The organism is Corynebacterium sp. HMSC074A09 (assembly GCF_001811545.1).
GTDB lineage: Bacteria > Actinomycetota > Actinomycetes > Mycobacteriales > Mycobacteriaceae > Corynebacterium > Corynebacterium hiratae.
Genome location: NZ_KV805155.1, coordinates 150,079 through 169,278, shown reverse-complemented (window position 1 = coordinate 169,278; position 19,200 = coordinate 150,079). Strand labels below are relative to the sequence as shown.

At 56.8% G+C, this 19,200-nt stretch carries 15 protein-coding genes; 2 read left to right on the top strand and 13 right to left on the bottom strand.

What is annotated here, in order from left to right:
- The coding region (locus HMPREF2807_RS09675) for an acyl-CoA dehydrogenase family protein (protein ID WP_255365584.1) at nt 1-333 on the top strand (333 nt) is incomplete at its 5' end.
- A gap of 279 nt (nt 334-612) precedes the next feature.
- Here the strand turns inward: HMPREF2807_RS09675 and HMPREF2807_RS09670 are convergent.
- The 11 genes from HMPREF2807_RS09670 to HMPREF2807_RS09620 all read right to left on the bottom strand — a co-directional run bounded on the left by HMPREF2807_RS09670 (nt 613) and on the right by HMPREF2807_RS09620 (nt 12,864).
- Nucleotides 613-2,118: a permease family protein gene (locus HMPREF2807_RS09670; protein WP_070512345.1), complete on the bottom strand. Its 1,506-nt coding sequence runs from the start codon at nt 2,116-2,118 to the stop codon at nt 613-615.
- 118 nt (nt 2,119-2,236) lie between these two features.
- Nucleotides 2,237-3,355, bottom strand: coding sequence for an alcohol dehydrogenase catalytic domain-containing protein (locus HMPREF2807_RS09665; protein WP_070512342.1), 1,119 nt, complete (start codon nt 3,353-3,355; stop codon nt 2,237-2,239).
- Nucleotides 3,356-3,473: 118 nt separating this feature from the next.
- Nucleotides 3,474-5,192, bottom strand: coding sequence for a helix-turn-helix domain-containing protein (locus HMPREF2807_RS09660; RefSeq protein ID WP_070512339.1), 1,719 nt, complete (start codon nt 5,190-5,192; stop codon nt 3,474-3,476).
- Nucleotides 5,193-5,234: 42 nt separating this feature from the next.
- On the bottom strand, nt 5,235-6,881 hold the full coding sequence (locus tag HMPREF2807_RS09655) for an AMP-binding protein (RefSeq protein ID WP_070512336.1): 1,647 nt from the start codon (nt 6,879-6,881) through the stop codon (nt 5,235-5,237).
- A gap of 16 nt (nt 6,882-6,897) precedes the next feature.
- Entirely contained in the window at nt 6,898-7,689 is a 792-nt protein-coding gene (locus HMPREF2807_RS09650; RefSeq protein ID WP_049156008.1) for an enoyl-CoA hydratase/isomerase family protein, read from the bottom strand.
- Nucleotides 7,682-8,113 (bottom strand): acyl-CoA thioesterase, encoded by a 432-nt coding sequence (locus HMPREF2807_RS09645; protein WP_053089089.1) that lies wholly within the window; start codon nt 8,111-8,113, stop codon nt 7,682-7,684. Before HMPREF2807_RS09645 ends, HMPREF2807_RS09650 begins: the two co-directional genes overlap by 8 nt.
- On the bottom strand, nt 8,106-9,692 hold the full coding sequence (locus HMPREF2807_RS09640) for a sodium:solute symporter family protein (RefSeq protein WP_049156010.1): 1,587 nt from the start codon (nt 9,690-9,692) through the stop codon (nt 8,106-8,108). Before HMPREF2807_RS09640 ends, HMPREF2807_RS09645 begins: the two co-directional genes overlap by 8 nt.
- Entirely contained in the window at nt 9,685-9,936 is a 252-nt protein-coding gene (locus tag HMPREF2807_RS09635; protein WP_049156011.1) for a hypothetical protein, read from the bottom strand. The genes HMPREF2807_RS09640 and HMPREF2807_RS09635 overlap by 8 nt, the downstream gene beginning before the upstream one ends.
- Entirely contained in the window at nt 9,920-10,750 is an 831-nt protein-coding gene (locus tag HMPREF2807_RS09630) for an enoyl-CoA hydratase/isomerase family protein (RefSeq protein WP_065422040.1), read from the bottom strand. The genes HMPREF2807_RS09635 and HMPREF2807_RS09630 overlap by 17 nt, the downstream gene beginning before the upstream one ends.
- Nucleotides 10,751-10,756: 6 nt before the next feature.
- Nucleotides 10,757-11,629: a 3-hydroxyacyl-CoA dehydrogenase family protein gene (locus tag HMPREF2807_RS09625; RefSeq protein ID WP_070512332.1), complete on the bottom strand. Its 873-nt coding sequence runs from the start codon at nt 11,627-11,629 to the stop codon at nt 10,757-10,759.
- Between the two features lie 2 nt (nt 11,630-11,631).
- The gene (locus HMPREF2807_RS09620; RefSeq protein ID WP_198531397.1) at nt 11,632-12,864 is read right to left on the bottom strand and encodes a thiolase family protein; all 1,233 of its coding nucleotides are present in this window, start codon (nt 12,862-12,864) and stop codon (nt 11,632-11,634) included.
- 87 nt (nt 12,865-12,951) lie between these two features.
- Here HMPREF2807_RS09620 and HMPREF2807_RS09615 point away from each other — a divergent pair, with 87 nt between their 5' ends.
- Entirely contained in the window at nt 12,952-14,871 is a 1,920-nt protein-coding gene (locus HMPREF2807_RS09615) for a helix-turn-helix domain-containing protein (RefSeq protein WP_070512326.1), read from the top strand.
- 88 nt (nt 14,872-14,959) lie between these two features.
- Here the strand turns inward: HMPREF2807_RS09615 and HMPREF2807_RS09610 are convergent, their stop codons facing one another.
- Entirely contained in the window at nt 14,960-16,975 is a 2,016-nt protein-coding gene (locus HMPREF2807_RS09610; RefSeq protein ID WP_070512321.1) for a hydantoinase B/oxoprolinase family protein, read from the bottom strand.
- A gap of 38 nt (nt 16,976-17,013) precedes the next feature.
- Entirely contained in the window at nt 17,014-19,071 is a 2,058-nt protein-coding gene (locus tag HMPREF2807_RS09605) for a hydantoinase/oxoprolinase family protein (protein ID WP_049156020.1), read from the bottom strand.
- Nucleotides 19,072-19,200 lie beyond the last annotated feature (129 nt).

Genomic DNA, 19,200 nt, shown 5'->3' with positions numbered 1-19,200 from the left:
CGAACTTCCGCACTAAATTGGCCTAAGTCAGGGGTGGATATGGCGGTGGAGCTGAACAAGGGGCAGCTGCTGGCGTTGAACCTGGGCCGCGCCAAGGATGCGGGCACGCTGGAGCCCCACCAAATCTCGGTGGGCAAGCTAGCCAACTGCCGCACTGCGATCGACATTTGCCGCCAGGCCCGCACCATCCTGGGCGGCAACGGTATCACCGCGGACTACTCGCCGCTGCGCCACGCCGCCAATCTGGAATCAGTGCGCACCTACGAGGGCACCGATGAGATCCACACGCTGATTCTGGGGCGGGTGCTGACGGGGGAGGCGGCGTTTAGCTAACCACGTGGCGTCGTACCGGTGCCGCCGCACGGGCGCTACTGCGCAGATGGTCTTATTCGTTTGGTCTCTCTACTTTGGTCCCTCATCTGGGATGAGGGACCATCTGTGTGCTGAAAACCAGAGAAAGATGGTCCCTTTACTCTGCTAAGAGACCAGAGTAAAGGGACCATCTAAAGAGGAGAGGCTAAGCAGTGCGGGCGCCGTGTTCGGGGCCCGAGCATTGTCTTGCACTCAGGCCTGTTCACAGGCACTGTGTCGCGCTGTTTAGTTTCTGGGTGTCTAGCTTCTGGTGTCCTTCGGCTTCGGGGCGTTCGGATCGATCGGGCGTCCCTCAGCGTCCAGATCGTTGAGCTCAGCCAGCTCGGTGAAGTCCGCTTGGGCGTCGGCGAAGCCCTCTTCCGGATCGATTTCATCGAAGTTGCGGATGGTGCCGTCGCGTTCGTCCTTGAACATGTCCTTGCCGTAGATGACCAGAACCATGATGATGCCGGCGGCGAATCCCCATGCGGCACCCTGGGTGGCCAGCACGCCGGCGGTAACGCCTGCGATACCCAGATCCTTCTGGTTCTTGGCTTCCATGATGCCCACGCGTACAGACACGAAGCCCTGAATGATGAGCGTCAGTGCCAAGCCCACCGGCAGGATGGGCTCCACGAAGGAGGTAATCGGCAGCAGGAGGAGGCCTGTGTTGGTACCCCAACGGAAAGAGCCCGCGCCGCCAAAGATGGTGCGCATGGCGCGCTTGCCCTGCTTGTAGCGTTCAACGATGACCACGTGCATCGCCGCCCACAGCGGGCCACACATGGCGATGTCCGGGCCGATGATGGACATCAGCATGTTGCGGCCGCCGAAGAGCAGGTGCGCGCGCGACGGACTGTAGACCACGGCCTCGTCCGTGCGGACGTGGTCGGCTTCCTTGAGAACGGCGTTAGCCTGCAGGACGTCACCGAAAACAACGATGTACGCAGCCAACACCGTGGGGATAGCGGTGAGGAACATGTGCGCCGGCGGAAGACCGACACCGAAGACGGTGTACTCAGACCACAAGGTCATGAAGTCAGGTTTTGAAAAGCCCCACTCCACGTCCGGCCAGGGAGCCTCGCCAGCCAGCGGTGCGACGAAGACCGCGACGAAGATAGCAGGCAGGATGCCTAGCGAAGCCAGGAAGCGCCAACCGGCGGCCTTCTGTCGCAGGGCTTGGAAGCCACGGGAGTACATGAGGAAGAAGGCCACAGCCACCGCAATGGTGATGGTAATGGGGAAGGAGTGGAAACGCCCGCCTTCCTGGAACACCGAGATGATGGCAGCGATACCAGCGCCAAGGACGATGCCGGAGCGCAAGCCAGAGGGAATGAGTCGGACGACCTTCGATGCCCATCCCGTTATGCCTAGCGTTAATGAGAATATGCCTAGCAAGAGCTGGAAGCTGATGAGCGCCAACACACGCTGCTCACCCTCCGGGAAGGTCTGGATGTAGACCGTCAGCAACGGAATCGCCGGGGTAATCCAGCCCGGGACAACCGGGTCGCCCAAGAGGTGGTGGGTGAGGTAGAGCAGGCCGTTGAGCATAACGACGGCCAGTGCCGCCTCGTAAGGCATGCCGAGGGCCTCAGTCATCAGGGGGATAGCGCCCAAGTCCACCACACACATGAACAAGCCTTGGGCGAAGTCCGGCCACTCCATGCGGTAGTGCACGAAGGGGAGGCGGACATCGAAGGGCCCCATCTTCCAGTGGGGTGAAGCTTGACCGATGCCCTGCTCTTCGGGTTCGGTGGTTTCGGCCATGACGGCCTCCTTTCAAAGAAAAGGGACCAAGCCCAGCGGGCGTGAAGCGCGCGGGGCTTGGTGAGGAAAGGTGAGAGGTTCGTTGAGGTTTAGTGCTTGAAGTTTAGTCGAACCTTGGTTAGTCGAACTCGATGATCTGGCGCAGTGCTACACCGTCGGATAGGCGGTCCATGGCGGTGTTGATGTCCTCGAGCTTGATGTGGTCGGAGATGAGGGCCTCAGCGTTGAGCTTGCCCTCACGCCACAGCTGCTCGTACTTCGGGATGTCCTTCGACGGGACGGAGGAGCCCAGGTAGCAGCCGTGGACGCGGCGCGCCTCGGCAGTCATCACCAGCGGGTCGATGGTGATGGTGGAGCCCGGTGCCGGCAGGCCGACGGTGACGGTCAGGCCACCCGGTGCGGTGACCTTGTAGGCGGTTTCCAGTGCCTTCGGGTGGCCGGCGGCCTCCACGACAGCGGTGAACTTCTTGCCGGACTCCTCAGCTTCCTGTGGGGTCATCGCGGAGGTAGCGCCGATTTCGATGGCTTTCTCGCACTTGTCCTTCTGCATGTCGATGCCCACGATCTCCTTCACGCCGAGCGCAGCGGCGGTAATGATGGCGGCCATGCCAACGCCACCGAGGCCGACGACGGCGATGCTGTCCTCCGGCTTTGGATCGATCTCGTTGAGCACGGCGCCGCCACCGGTGAGGATGGCGCAGCCGAGAATAGCGGCGATGTCCGCCGGGACATCGGAGCCCACTGGCACGACGGAGAGCTCGGAGACCACGGCGTGGGTGGCGAAGCCGGAGACACCGAGGTGGTGCTGGATCGTCTCACCGTTGCGGGTGAGGTGGCGGGTGCCGCGGATGAGGGTGCCCTCGTTGTTGGTCTTGGAGCCAACCTCACACGGCATCTTGCCGTCGGTCTTGCAGCCGGCGCACTCACCGCAGCGCGGGAGGAAGGTCATGACCACGTGGTCGCCGACCTTGACGTTGGTAACACCCGGGCCGATCTCTTCGACGATGCCGGCGGACTCGTGGCCCAGCAGCATCGGCAGCGGACGGGGGCGGTTGTTGTTGACCACGGAAAGGTCAGAGTGGCACAGGCCAGCAGCGGTGATCTTGACCAGGATCTCGCCCTCGCCGGGAGCGGAGAGCTCGAGCTCGCTCACGGTGATCGGCTTGGAGTCGGCGTAGGGGCGCTCGTCGCCGGAGCGCTCCAGAACGGCGCCGCGAATGGTAATCGTGTCAGACATTGATACCTCCAGACATCGGATGGGGTTAATACATCGCAATGTACGCCACGTCACGTCGGGAAGGGCGGGAATGGTGTGGGAAAACCTACACTCAATAGTTGTATGGGTGGGGAATTCTCTACCTGCTGAGGGAGTGGGCGCGCAACGCCACAAAGACATCGAGGCCGCGCTGGCCCACGGCCCACTCCTCACCCATGAGCTCAGCGATCCGATCGAGGCGTTGGCGCACTGTGTTGGGGTGGATGAACATCGCCCGGGCGGTCTGCGGGATGCTGTGCCCGGAGAGCAAGTAGTGGTGCGCGGTAGCAGTCAACTCGGTGGAGTGTTCCTCGTCGTAGTGCACCAGCGGGCCGATGGTGCGCGTAGACAGCGCGTTCAGTGCCTGCGGGTCCGCGCCCAGGATGAGGCCTACCGTGCCCAGGGAGTCCTCGGTGACCAGCTGGCCGCGCAAGCCCAAAGCGAGTGCTGAATCCAGGTAGGCCATGGCGGAATCGTGGGCGCTGCGCGCGGAGCTCAGGCCGTCGAAGCCGATGGCGGAGACTGTCAACTCAGAGAATTCAGACAGCAGTGGGGCCAGCGCCTTATCGATATCCCGATCCGGTTGGTACAGCACGCACACGTGTTGGTCGTGGTGCGTAATGGCGGCGTTACCCGGCAGGAGGTGCTCCAGCTGCGGGCGGGTGGGCAAGTTCTTGGCCGAGTGCAGGCCCACGAAATACAGCTGTGTCGAAGAGTTCAGGCTGATGCCTGTGAGGTGGCGCAGGCGGACGATCTCTTCGCGCCCGGCGTTGCCTAGTGCTACGGCGTAGACGAGGTCATCGACTTTGCGCGCGGTGGCGTCGACAAGCGCTTCGGCAAAGAGCGCAATCGCGGTAAAGGCCGCAGAGGCGTGGCTGATGACGCGCAGTTCGGCGTCGCTGAGCTCCTTGTCCACACCAATCGTGCCCAGCGCCCGCCCGTTAAACTCCACGGGGAACGTGCTGGTTGGGGGAGTGTCCGGGGCATCCTCCGCGGTCCACAGCGTGACCGGCGCATCGAGGCTTTTAGCTAGCACGCGCTCGAGCTCCTCGAAGCTGGGATTGTTCATCAGCACGTGGAGCAGCTGCGTGTTGACGTCGTTGAGCCACTGCAATTCGTCCACGTGGCGGCTCAGCGCAATTTGGGAGCGGGTAAGCTCCGCGACGGATTCGCCCTGGCTCTCAATGACTTGGGCATTCTCCAGCGCCACGGAGGTAATAGAGCCGAGCACCTCGAGCGCTGCGATCTCCTCGTGCGTGTAGTGACGCGGGTGGCGATCCCCCACGAGAAGCGCGCCGATGGTGCGCCCAGAAATGCGGATCGGGGCGCCGAGGATCCCGCGGATTCCTTCGGCTTCTACCGCACGGTCCACGTAATCCACGTGCGTGACGTTGGGATCCACAGAATGGTCATAGGTCCACGCCGGGCGGTTAGTGGCGGCCACGATGCCGAGGATTCCGGAGCCCATCGGCATGTTGATGGTGCGGAATTCCTCAGTTACGACACCGCTGGTGGCCAGCACCTTGGTAAAGCCGGTGTCCTCATCGTTGAGGCTGAGGTAGCCCACCTCCGTGCCGATGGTGGAGCGTGCGTGGCGCACAATCGCCTGGAGGATGTCGGTGGATTCGCGGCCTGAGTTGAGCATCTGGGAGACGTCGAGCAGCTTCGTCGACATCACCCGCCACGTGTGGTTGGCGCGCATGGTTTCCTCAACGGCCCGAAGCGCGCCAAGCTCCTCGGCTGCCAGTTGCTCGCGCAGCTCGTCGGGGACACGGGTGCCAGTGCTTAGGTGGTTCAGAATCTCGCCAAACTCGCTCATGATTACATGCAGTGTAGCTGGGATTGGCGCTACTGTGCTTATCTATTCGCGCAGCTTAGCCCGCAACATCTTGCCAGTTGCAGTCTTGGGGACCTCGTCGATGAATCGCACCGACCTTGGGTATTTGTAGGCCGCCATATTCTCCTTTGCCCAAGAGATGATTTCCTCCTCAGAGGTCACTCCCTTGTATTCAGAACGCAGCACAATGAAGGCTCTGACGGATTCTCCTCGGCGGTCGTCTTGGTAACCCACCGCCACAGCCTGCTGGACGGCTGGATGGTCTTGGAGGTATTTTTCCACTTCTTCTGGGAAGACCGAATAACCATTGGATTTGATCATCTCTTTGAAGCGACCTTCGAAGAAGAGGTAGCCATTCTCGTCCAAATATCCCATGTCGCCTGAGAAGTACCGCTGACCGACCTTTGCAGCGGCCGTGGCTTCTGGCTTTCCCTTATAGCCGAGGAAGACCGCTGGGCTTTCTATACTGATTTCGCCTAACTCGCCGGGGCCAAGCTCACGGCTGCGGTCTTCCGGATCAGTGATCTTGATGTCGGTCTGGAAAGTAGGCCGCCCAGTGCTTCCCCAAACGATCTGCCCAGGAGGGGTCATTGCATCTGCTGTATGAGTCTCACTCATTCCGTAGGCAAACTCAAAGAAGTCTTGACCGGTTTGTTCTTTCCACTGATTGGACAGTGATTCCGTGATTTGTGAGCCAAAGCTCGTGCCCATGCATACACGAAGCTTGTCCATTTGAGAAGCGCGATCCGTAGCTAGGATTTCAGTATTCATCGGTGGCGTTGTGTATGAGACCGTCATCCCGTACCGAGATGCCATAGTTACGAAGTCCTCACCATCGAAGCGCGCTTGAAGAATCATCGAAGCACCCGCAACGAAGACAGCAGACATTCCAACGATTTTTCCAGCCACATGGAAAATCGGCATTGAGGCTGAAACCTTGTCAGACGATGTATATCCAAAGTTAGCTGCGACGCAGTTAGCTTTGAAAGTGCAGTTTGTGTAAGACAGCATTGCGCCTTTGGGCAATCCGCTAGTACCAGAGGTGTAAATGATTAATGCGCAGTCTTCATCCAGATTGATTTCTGGGCTCAGGAAAGACTCTGCTTTGTCCACAAGCTTGCTCTGAGTAGTTGCCCTCTCCCAAGAAATATGGTCGAGAGCAGGAGTGCGCCGGTCCGGCATGCGGAAGTTGAATTCCTTTGAGTGCTCTTCACGTTCCAGAGCATCGTCGAAAGAAGTAACAATTAGAGTACGAACTGAAGTGTCGTCTGCTTTTTCGTATTCAACGAGTAGTTCTTCGCTAGCGATGAGAGCAACTGCTTCTAGGTCATTGAGCTGATACGACAGTTCCTTTGCTTTGAGCATGGGGTTACAAGGACTGACAACCGCGCCTAGCTTCTGAACAGCGAGATAGGAAATTACAAACTGCGGGCAGTTTTGCATGTACAGCGCGACTACGTCTCCAGCCTGGATCCCCTCTTGCGCCAAGGTGGTTGCTAGTGCCAGTGCCTTTTGCTCAAGCCATCCATAAGTGAATTCAGACCCGTAAAAGTAGATTGCGGTCTTCTCTGGGGTATTTTCGGCGTGCTCCGAGAAATACTGAGCCAAAGTTTGTGGCTTAAAGAAGGTCAGTCCTTCATCCGGAACGTATGTGGTCAATGGCTTGGTCATGGCGATCCTTTCTTGTTTAGCGGCCGGTGAAACAGGGGTCTCTTTTTTCTCGGAACGCAGTACGACCCTCGACGTGGTCTTCCGTCAGTGTTGACGAGACCGTGGAGTGGGCCTGCATAAGCCACGCTGCATTTTCGTCGAGATGCTGCGTTGCGCTCATGGTTTGCTTCATGAGCGAGATGGACTTTGTGGGCAGTGACGATAGCTGCTTGGCAAGAGACTTTCCTTCAGAATCCAAGTCTTCGGGCTCGCAGATTGTTGTTACGAGTCCAAAAATTGAGAGTTCAGATACCGGTACAAATTCACCGGTCAGCAATAGCCTGTTTGCGAAAAGCCGGTTAGTTAGCCGTGGGAGCAAGGTTGTTCCTGAAGAGAAACCGCGGAGCACGAAGGGGAGTCCAATCTTGGTGTTCGAAGATGCGACGATGAAATCAGAGGCAAGCGCCAGCTCTAGCCCGGCTCCCATGGCGAATTTGTGTAGTACCGCGACAACAGGCTTCGGACATTCACGAATCGCAGTACAGACTTTAGGGTAACCATCCAGGAATTCTCGGATCTTGTCTTCTGGCACGGGACAGTTGTCTGTGCCCATATCGATGAGGTCATCACCTGCACAGAACGCTTTACCTTCTCCGCGAAGAATAATTGCTCGAATATCGGGATTATCACCCAGTTCCGTGAACGCAATTTCCAGGCCCCGCAGCATTTCAAATGTTAGAGCGTTGAGGGAGTCCGGTCGGTTGAGCGTTATTGAGGCTATAGAACCTTCAGTTTCAACCACCACGCTATCTGTGAAAGATTTAAGCATCGCTGGCTCCTTCTTGATTATATTCGTTTCGTTTGGTGCTAAGGTGCGCGGACAGTTTTTCCCGAACAGGATTGGGTACTGCCTCTGGTCTTCTGGTGCGCGGGTCAACGTTTACATAGGTCACCTCAGAAACAACGCATAGTTCACCTTCTTGGTAGAGCTTTTCATGAAGGGTCACTGAAGTTCTGCCAAGACGGGAAATCGACGTGTGGATTGTGACTTCCGGTACCCAGTTCACTTCTTTTAAGAAGTTCAACTCGTAGCGGACAACGAGAAGCGTCCAGGGATCTGTAGCAAGATCAGGGTCAAACTCGGCGAAGAAATCTCTGCGAGCAGCTTCGAACCAGGCAGGAAACTTCGTATTGTTTATGTGCCCAACCGCGTCAGTTTCGTTGAAGCGCGGCGTGATAGTCGTCTTATACATTGTTTCCCTCTTTTGAGACTGATCCAGAATTCGACGTTTCGAAGGAATTCTCGCTGGCACCGGCGTAGGGCTGTGTTCCATTCAGCTCCGCCATGGCGATGCGATTAAACTCCTCGGCTTCAGCGTCAGTTACCTCACGGCTGTGAGCGATTGTGATGCGTCGAATTTGCTCTGGAGTCGCAGGCTCGAAGATATAGGCGCTAATGATGCAAGCAACAGCGGACAAAGGCAGGGCGAAGGCAATCTCGGATAGCGGTGGAAGATCGAATCCAAAGAGAAGTACAAGGTATGCGATACCACCGACGCTGGCACCTACGAAAGCAGCACTACCGCTAATCCTGCGCCACCAAATTCCGAGAAGTGTCGGGAAGAAGAGGGAGGAAGCGAGGAGGCCCATTGCTGCGGAGTACAAAAGCGTAAGGAATTCCGGCGGATTGAGAGAAAGTACTAGCGTGAGTACTCCAAATCCTAGAATTCCGAACTTGGTAATCTTGCGCTTCGTTGCATCGGACGTGCTCGGCTTAAGCTGCCCGATCAAGTCGTAGGAAAGAGCCGCTGCCAAGGCAAGAAGCATGGCTGACACAGAAGACATAACAGCGGCAAAAATGCCTGCGAATGCTAGACCTCGAAGCCAATTAGGCACCGCCTGGTCTAGGAAGAGGAGGAAAGCACCGTCGCTTTGTTCAATGTCCTGTCCACCAGTGAGGATAATGGTTCCTGCGATGACGAATACACACGTGGCAATAGACGTAATGACATACAGCCCCAGCCCCAGGGCCAATGATGCGCGACCTGTTCGCTCGTTCTTCGCAGCAAAGATACGCATTACAGTGTGAGGGAGAACCGCATTACAAGTTGCCCAAATCAAGAAGGCGCCGATATATGCGATCGGAGGATAGGTCTCAGCACCTGTCCATTCCGGGCGAAGGCCTTGGGCTACCTCATAGACCGAAAAACCGCCGTTTGAGTTAACCGCAATGAACCCAGTCGCAACGACCACACCGATCATCATGACTCCTTGAAGGAAATCAGTTAGTGTGACCGCCTTCATGCCTCCGGCAAACGTGTAAAACACGTAGACAGCACCGATGAGGATAACGGACCAGTTGTACGGGATTCCGAAAATCTGTTCTCCAATCAAGCCGCCAATTTTCATCTGCGCGACGATGTATGCGGTTAATGTACCGATGAGAACAATTGGTACTACTAAGTTCATCGCCCGGTGGTTGTATCGAGCCTTAATAAGTTCTGGAACAGTAGCTACGTTCATATTACGAAGGACTTTTGCTAAGAAGAACGTCGTAATGAGGTAACCCAAAGCGACACCACCGTTATAAGCGGTGATGTAACCCCAGCCTGCTGAATAGGACAGGCCGATGTTTCCGAGCATAGTTCCGCCGGTGGCGAAAGCAGCGAAGATTGCGAAACCATTGATCCAAAGGCCGACACCGCCGCCTCCCGTCAGGAATGACTTTGCGGAAGAGTCTTCGGTTTGGCGGTGGGCATAAATGCCAATACCGACAGTGATGGCCATGTAAAGGATTAGTATGGCCAGAGGCAAGATATTCTCTTTAGGCATTGTTAACACCCCCGTCGTCATTCTTGTTGACGAAAAGATCGACGAGCAGAATGATGAGACTCAGAACCATAATGGCCACGAGTACGAAGTTGACTAGAGCCGTACCACTGATCATCGTGTTAAAGCTCATCGGCAGGAAGGCGACGACGGAAAGCGCGATGATGAAGACCGTCGAACCAAGATGAAATTTCGATGGCTTAAAGAATCCAAGGTCATTGGTGTTTGGACTATTTTGTTGGGGCATGAGATTCTTCCTTTTCAGTTGAGACAGAGACAGAACTGTTGAAATTGGGGGTCCGCTTATCGAGGAATGCAGACAGCCCTTCAGAACTGTCAGGATGGCTGAAGGCCAATCCCTGCGAAAGCTGTTCCTGTTGATGTCCGCCTAGAACACCTGCTTTGATGGACTCTCGGGCAACACGTTGAGCGAGCGGTCCGTTTTCATTAAGTACGTGGCAGATTTCCATCGCTGCGGCGACTGGATCATCACTGATGCGGGTGATGACTCCCCATTGCAGTGCAGCTTCAGCATCGAGTTCTTTGCGCGTCAGAATGAGGTCCAAAGCGATAGCTTTACCGGCGACCTCGCGAAGCCTTTGGGTACCACCTGCACCCGGAATGATTCCCAGTCCTAGCTCTGGAAAGGCGAAACGAGATTCTGGATTCGCAATACGAATGTCACACGATAGAGCTAGTTCGAAACCGCCTCCTAGCGCCAATCCGTTAACTGCTGCAACAGTTGGTTTAGGGTAGCTCTCAATTCGGTTGTAGAGCTTTGCCATCGGATACTCATTGACAACCTCCCAAGGCGTCATCTGAGAAAGCTCCTTGACATCTGCTCCAGCGGCAAATGCCTTTTTGCCAGCGCCGGTGAAGATAACGGCTTGCACTGCGTCGCAAGATTCCCACTTTTCCAGTACCGAGTTAATCGCATTAAGTACTTCAGTGTTTAATGCGTTGAACTGCCGGGGCCGGTTGATAGTGATGATCCCGACTCCGGATTCATGTGAATGCTCGACTACGTTAGCTGGGTTCGTTGTGTTCTCGTTGTCAGACATACTCACTCACTTCTCCTTCTCGTACACGTAGAACCCTTGGCCAGACTTACGTCCAAGGCGTCCTTCCTGATAGAGACGCGTAAGGGTTTGAGAAGGGCCCTTAGAAGGGTCACCGGAGTCCTCAGCTTCTAGAACCTTGATGCCATAATTGACATCGATTCCGGTTAGGTCAAGCAATTCGAAGGGGCCTAGCGGGTGGTTAAGCCCTGCCTTGACAGCAGTGTCGATCTGTTTGAAGTCCGCAATCCCGTTTTCGTATAGGGAGATTGCTTCATCGAAAATTGCTGCAAGGATTCGGTTCGTGATGAAACCGAAAATCTCCTTCTCCAAACGGACCGGCGTTTTGTCGATGCTCTCGACAAATTCGACGGCTCTGTCAACAGTATTCTCTGAGGTGTGGTCGCCTTTGACCACCTCCACAAGAGGCAGAACCAAGGCCGGATTGAAGAAATGAATGTTGCATAGACGAGAAGGATCGTGGACTTCGCTAGCTAACTTCGAAGAGACGATGCTGGACGAGTTAGTGGCCAGAATCGCTTCCTTCGGGGCGTACGATGAAATCTCTGAGAAGAGCTTCTTCTTTGCTTGCAGGTCTTCGATGATTGCTTCAATGATGAGGCTGGCGTTGGAGCAAGTTTCTTCGAGACTGGTTTCGTACTTTAGCCGAGCGAAAGCTTGGTCAACTTCGTCTTGTGTGATTTTTCCCTTAGATAGCTTCTTTTCCATCAGCTCGTGTAGAAGGGAATCGGCACGGTCGAGTTGGTCAGTATCGATGTCGTAAAGCGTTACTGTGTAGCCCTTGAGTGCGCAGTGAAAGGCAATCTGTGCACCCATAGTCCCTGCTCCGCAAATGGCGACTTTAGATTCAGCTGGATTCATTGCTATTTCTCCTCCACGATGATTTCAGTAGCGATTCCTTGACCGCCGCCGATGCAGGCTGAGACGATTGCTCGGCCTCCGCCTCGCTCGGAAAGCTCGGTGATTGTCTTCTGGATTAGGACGGTGCCTGTGGCGGCAATAGGATGTCCATGGGCAATTGCGCCGCCCAGTGGATTTATGTTGTCCACTGTGATGTCAAGCTCTTTTGCACAGGCAAGCGCTTGACTCGCGAATGCCTCATTGATTTCGATGAACTCGTAGTCAGAGATGCTCCGGCCAGCTTGTTTTAGTACTGACTGAATGGCAGGTACCGGTCCAATTCCCATATAGTTCGGGTCAACGCCAACGACAGAACTTTCTCCGATGTGTGCCAAGGGAGTGAGGTCGTGGTGCATTGCCTTATCTGCTGAAACGATGCAGACTGCTGCAGCGCCGTCGTTAATTCCCGAGGCATTCCCTGCAGTAACAGTGCCTGAGGAAATAAAAGCAGGACGTAATGCTGCTAATTTTTCTGCGTTGGTATTAGGCCGAGGGTGTTCATCGTGTTCCACTGTCCCGTGACTAGAAGTCTCAGTCGGAATTAGGAAATGCGAGTATTTCCCTTGTGCTTTCGCTTTTGCATAGTTTTCCTGACTTCGTAGAGCAAAGTCATCCTGCTCTTCGCGTGAGATGGAGTACTTTTCCGCAAGGTTCTCGGCTGTTATTCCCATTGTGGGATCGCCAACTTCTGCTGTAGAGAGCTCGCGACGAAGGAAGCTTGGGGGTGTGGAATCGTATGCCCGTTTAGCGCGTGATAATTGGAATGGTTCGTTAGTCATACTTTCCATTCCTCCTGCAATGTAGACTCCGCCTTCAAAGGCCACGAGCTTTCCAGCAAGCGTTACAGCATTAATTCCTGACCCGCATTGCCGGTCGATCGTAAGTCCCGGAGTATTTACAGGCAGTCCTGCGCTGAGCGCCGCGACGCGAGCAGGATTCCCATAATGGGAAAGCGTGTTTCCCATGATGACGTCGGTTATAGCCTCGTCATTCAAAAGTGCGTTAATGCTTGGATTGTCGATTAAGGCTTTGATGGCACGTGCACCAAGCTGTACGCCATCAAATTCGGCCAGGGTTCCTCCCTTTCTTCCGATAGGGAGGCGTGCGCCGGCGACAATAACTGCATCGTTGGGGCTCGACAAGATTTCTCCTTCCTTGATGTGAGGTAGCACGAATACTCGGGTGATTCGAATCACTTGAGGAAGAGTATCGCAGCATAACTCACACCCGTAAAGTGGTTAATCACACAGTATCGGCCTCGGTATTGTGGGAAAGGACAATCAATGTCGGAATTGGGGATTGAAGGCGTGGTCCAGCTGTGCCGTAAAGCATTGCAGTTGACACCGGTTAGCTTTCGGGAGGAGCTTCAAGATGCTGTTGTTTCATCTAGCTTTCCGGAACTCAAAGAGGTCCTGCTGGAGATTAGTAACCGTGCCGAGTCCTCGCGGAAGCTCCGTTCACTGGTTTCGGAAATTGCAGATCTGTCCTTAGATATCAATGGCGACGAGAATGTAGATGTGGCTTTCGGCAGAATTTTGTCTTTGGCCCGTCAAATGTTGGGGACAGATGCGGCGTTCATTATGGAACTTGATGAGCCTTCCGGCAGCGCAAGCATTATTCTTTCCAGCGGAATCTGGACCACGGAATTGCAAGAAGTTGAGCCCCACGAGAAGGGGTTCTTTTTTGAGATTTATCAGGTCGCTGCGCCATTGCAGGTGGCAAACTACTTGAGAGACGATGGCTTTGAGCATGATCCTGTGTTGGATACTGCAATAAAGCGAGAAGGGATACGGTCCTTATTGGGGATCCCCGTCGAAGCTGAGTCAGGGTTTCAAGTTCTTTTCGTTGCGGATAGGCATGAGCGTATTTATCACACGGGGGACATCTATATTCTTGAGCAGCTAGCAGTCCAAGTGTTAGCGGTAGGGGTCCGTGGGGAAGAGTCGAATCGCCACCACAAGGAGGTGAATAGCCTCAAGACGGTTGCGGAAGAATGCCGTGTAGAGCTGGCGAACTCTGCAAAAGCGCTAGAAACTATAGAAACGGTCATTTCAATGGTCAGTGATTTGCTGACCGAGTCGCGTGTAGCTGCTTTTCTTGCAGAACACATGGGGGTTCAAATCCACATTTCAAGTTTGGAAGACCTCATGCTCGATAGTGTTGGAGGCTGGCTTCCGGTAGATGGTTACGCTCCTATCGAGAGTTATGTCCGGAGGACGTCCTCGCCGGGACGAGGAGAGTCCTTATCGTTGGGTGAGCGCGAGGTTTATGTCTCTCCCGTAATTCGTGGTGGGAAGCCCTGGGGAGTGGTTGTTGCCGACTTGATCATGCCTAGCCCTGAAACCCGGATTATTGACTTGGTAGCACGCGCCTTGAGTATTAAAGACGTCATTGGATTGGAGGCTGATTCACAGCGAGTGGTCGAGTCCTCAAATCTCTTCTTTTCATTGGTGAGTTCTGGAAGAACGCAGCTGACGGCACGCCAACAAGGCTTGCTAACCGAAGCGGAAATCGTAGAGGATGGCTTAAATCGTTTACTTCTTTTTTCTGGCGACGAAGCAGGTCTTCGACTGATTGCACAACGGTGTTCTGAGGTCTCTAAGGGGAAGCTCCTGATTGGTGTATCTACTGATCAGGTTGGCGTCTTAGGGGAGGCGAGCATTCTTGTATCCTTTTTTGAAACCTTTTCAAAACTTGTTGATTTGCGAAGATTAAAAGTGCACGGGTATCTGTCAGACAAATTTACTGGTTTTCGTAGAGCAGCAGAAGTATATCGCTCTTGTATACAGTTTCTTGATGATATCGCTTCCCTGGGTTTATCTAGTGAAACAGGGTGGTATACCGACGCTGCACTTCCGCAGTCTGTGCGTCTATTGGCGCGAATGACTAATGCTCAGCGAAAAGCATTGGTGGACGAATCAATAGGTAATTTGCTTCGCTATGATAGGGAAAATTCAAAAGAGCTAGTGCCTACTATGCAAGCCCTTTTCTCGCACCACTTTTCAGCATCCACCGTAGCCGAAGAACTTGATGTTCACGTCAATACTGTTCGCAACAGGATGAAGAGAATTGATGAAATACTAGGTGAAGGCTGGAACGAGGGGGTGCGGTTGCTAGACGTACAGTTAGCACTCGCAGCACTGCGCATCGAGTCTGGCATGCCGACCGTCTTTAACGATGTCACCTGGACAGGAAACCAATAGCCTAGAATTTTCCAGACACTTCAAAAACGAAATTCCCCGCGCCGTTAACCACTGTTGGCTAACGGCGCGGGGCTAGTCAGAGCGCTACCTACTTCCAGTGGGAAGAGGAACGCTTGGCCATCTGCTCGCGGTACTGCTGGGTGGTGGTGGGCAGGAGCTCACCGGTGGCCCAGTCGAGGATGACGCCGTAGTGGCGGACCAGGTCGAGCTGGTCCAACTCGCCGGCGTTGTAGCGCTCAGCCACGGACTCCGGGGACTCCGCCAGCTTGTCCAGGCGGGTAGAGCGCAGCTCCTCACGCAGCTTCGCGGTTTCCTCCTCGTCGAGCTCGTACTCGTCGATCTCTGGGTCAACGGGGCGGATGACAACGCCGTAGTCCTTGGCGGCACGGCTCACGGAGACGTAGCCATCGATGACGTCCTCCAGCACGGCCTTCGGGTCGCGCTCCAGGGCATCGCCGAAGCCGCCGCCACCGGCGGAGGGGCGCTCGAAGGTATCGCCCGGGCCGACTGGAACATTGGAGAACAGCGCGCCGAGGTACTGCTCATCCGGGGTGCCGCGGTTGAGCCACACGCCCTGCGGGATGGACGGCAGACCACCCTCGATGCCCCAGGTCACGGAACGCGAGCGGTCACAGCAGTAGCTCATGACGGTCTTGTTCGCATCCGTGAGTACACCGCCCTTGGTTACACCCACACCGCCGCGGAACTTGCCGGGGCCCGCCGAGTCAGTCACCAGTGCGTGGTGGCTGGTGATGACAGGGGAGAGACGCTCCTGTCCTTCGACCGGCTGGACCGCCAGGCCCGGGCCGAAGACCGGTGCGGTGGCAGAGGAACCGTCGCGGTCGACGCGGCCGCCCCAGCCGCCAGCCATCCAGTCGTACCACATGAAGAACTCGCCCTTGTCCTCTGGTTTCTTCGCGTCACGGGTGTCCCAACCACCGATGAGCAGGTACTCCAGGTTGAAGGCACAGGCCATGGCGCGCTCTTGCATGAGTTGGGACCACAGCTCGAAGACCGCGTTCATGATCTTCTCGAAGGGGCCGGAACAGAAGCCGGTCACCGCGTGCGGCATTCCGGCGTTGACCACGGTTCCCTCCGGGCCTAGGTCGATGTCCATGGCGCGGTAGAGACCGGAGTTAAGCGGCACGTCGGGGAAGAAGGTCTTGGTGCCGGCGACGATTCCGGAGAACGCGGAACCGTAGCCCGCGTTGAGGAAGCTGGCTACCGCCGGCGCGGAACCGTCCAGCGAGTAGGAGAGGCGTCCGCCCTTGATGCGCATCGTTACCTTGATGGGAACGAGGCCCTCTTCCTTGGCCGGGTCGAGGTCGATGTAGTCGATGGTGGACCACTCGCCGTCGTCAAGCGCGGCCACACGGGAGGTGACGATGTCTTCCACGTAGTCCTGGACCTCACGCAGCGCGGTGCGCACGGTGTCGAAGGAGTACTTGTCCACGAGGCGGTGGATTTCACGCTCACAGACCGCGGTGGCCTCGGCCTGGGCCTTGAGGTCACCCATGACGATCTCGGGGCTGCGGGTGTTGCCAGCCAGGAGCTTGGCGACGTCCCTGAGGAACACGCCCTTGGACCACACGCGCACCGGGGTGATGCGCAGGCCCTCGGTGTAGTAGTCGGTCGCGGAGACATCGAAGGAGCCTGGGACGGAGCCGCCGGCATCGGCCCAGTGGCCTTTGTTTTGCGCGAAGGCCAGCAGGGTGCCCTCGTGGAAGATGGGGCGCAGGAAGGACACGTCATTCATGTGCGTGCCGCCCTGGTAGGGGTCGTTGATGGCGAAGACGTCGCCTTCGTGGATGTCATCGCCGAATTCCTTGAGCACGGCCTGGCACTGGAAGTGCAGGGTGCCGACGTGCACGGCGATGTCCTGGTTTCCCTGCATCACGGTGTTGCCCTCGGCGTCACACAGCGCGGAGGAGAAGTCACGCGAGTAAATGACGAAGGAGTAGCAGGTGCGCAGAATCTGCTCGGACATGAGGTTGACCGAGGTGGCAAAAGCGTTCTTGAGAACCTCGAAGGTCACCGGGTCGAGCGTGCGGCGGCCGGAAGAGGACGGCGACGGTTTCTGTGGCTGTGTATGAGTCGTAGTCATGTCGATTCCTTTCAAAGGAGAGTCTGAAGGCGAGGGTCTTAGGCGTTGGTGGCCTTGCCGATGTGGATACGGATGTTGGACCACTCATCAATTTCTGCACGGTCTCCAGGCGGAATGACGGTGGTGGCATCGAACTGGTCGATGATGGCCGGGCCGTTGAGCTTGGCGCCGGCCTTCAGGTCGGGGCGGTGATAAATCGGGACATCGGCCCAGCCGCCGTGCGCGGAGAAGTAGACGGGGCGGGTGGTCTCCGGGAGCTCTGCTTCGTGCTCTTCGACCTCGTAGTGCTTGAAGGGCGGGTTCTCAAGCTCGCCGATGGCGATGAGGCCAATCTGGTAGAACTCCACCGCGCCGTCGCGGTCGGCGAAGGAGTACTCGCGCTCGTGCTCATCGTGGAACATGGCGACGGCATCATCGAGCGGGTTATCGGACTCGGGGATTTCCACCGTCAGGGAACGCCACTGGCCGCGGTAGCGCATGGACGCGGTCAGCTTGAACTTCATGCGCTCCTCTGGGACGTGCTCCTTCTCCAGGCGCTCGCGGGCCTCGGAGATCAGCGCCTGGAATTCCTTGCGCAGTTCGGTGGTGTCCACCTCGTCCACCGGTGCTTGGTACATCTTGGTGATGTCGTGTCGGATGTCCACGAGCAAGCAGCCCTGGGCGGAGGTCACGCCTGGGTGCGGCGGGACCACGACGGTGGGGATGGACAGATCGCGGGCGACCTCAGCGCCGTGCAGGGCGCCGGCGCCGCCGCCGACGACAAGGACGAAGTCACGCGGGTCGTAGCCACGGCGGATGGACAGCAGGCGAACCGCATCGGCCATGTTGGCGTTGGCGACCTGGATAATGTTCTCGGCTGCGGCTTCGAGCTCAAGGTTGAGCGGCTCTGCAACCGTCTTGTTGACGGCCTCGCGCGCGGCATCCGGGTTCAGCTTCAGTGCACCGCCGATGAGCTCGGTGCCGAGGCGGCCGAGGGTGACGTTGGCATCGGTGTTGGTGGCATCGGTGCCGCCGCGCTCGTAGCAGACCGGTCCCGGATCCGCGCCCGCGGACTGCGGGCCGTTGCGCAGGGAACCTGCCTCATCGATCCAGGCCAGCGAGCCGCCGCCGGCGCCGATGGTGCCGACCTCGATGGACGGGAAGCAGATGGGGAAGCCGTACTCGACCTGCCACTGCTTGGTGATGCGGATATCACCTTCGTAGACCAAGGCGATATCGGTGGAGGTACCGCCCATCTCCAGGCCAATCGCGTTGGAGTAGCCACAGCGAGTGGCGATGTCCTGCACCGCGATGGCGCCGGCCGCAATGCCGGAGGCAGCCAGGCGGACCGGGTAGCGGGTCACCATCTCCGGGGTCATGGAACCGCCGCCGGAGTGGAGGAGGAGCAGGTCTCCGTCGTAGCCGCCTTCCTCGAGCTGGCGGGACAGACGGTTGACGTAGCCGGAGACGAGCGGGGCCAGGACCGCATTGGCGACGGTCGTGGAGAAGCGGTCGTGCTCGAAGATCTCCGGGAGGATTTCGGAGGAGGTGGAGACGGTGGCGTCGGGAAGCTCCTCGCGCAGGATCTCCGCCATGCGCTCCTCGTGGGAGGCATTGGCATGGGAGTTGATGAAGCAGACCGCGACAGTCTCAATCTTCTTTCGGCGCAGGATCCCGGCGATGCGGCGAGCCTCTGCCTCATCCAACGGGGTGATCTCGGCGCCATCGAAGTCGATGCGCTCTTCTACTTCGTAGCGATCACGGCGGCGGATGTAGGGATCCGGAACGTCCTTGTAAGCATCCCATAACTCATCCTTGGTGCCGTCGCGGATTTCCAGAACATCGCGGAAGCCCTTCGTGGTGATGAGCGCTGCCGGTGGGAAGCGGCGCTGGATCAGCGCGTTGGTGGCCACCGTGGTGCCGTGGGAGAACACCTCGACCTGGTTGAGCTGGACGTCGGCCGACTTGAGGCCGTTCATCACCGCCTTCATCGGGTCATCCGGGGTGGAGGGAACCTTGGCCACCGACAACTCGTGGGTCTCGGTGTTAACAATCGCGACATCGGTGAACGTTCCTCCGACGTCGACGGATACGCGAAAAGGTTTATTTCCCGTCATGGTGGGAACCTCTCTTTCAAAGGCTGGTGAATTCGGTTGAGAGGAATCTTGATATGGCACGAGGAGGGGAGCAATGGAGAAACGGTGAATTGAGAGTGAAGAAGGTGGAGGAAACTCCAAACAAGCAGG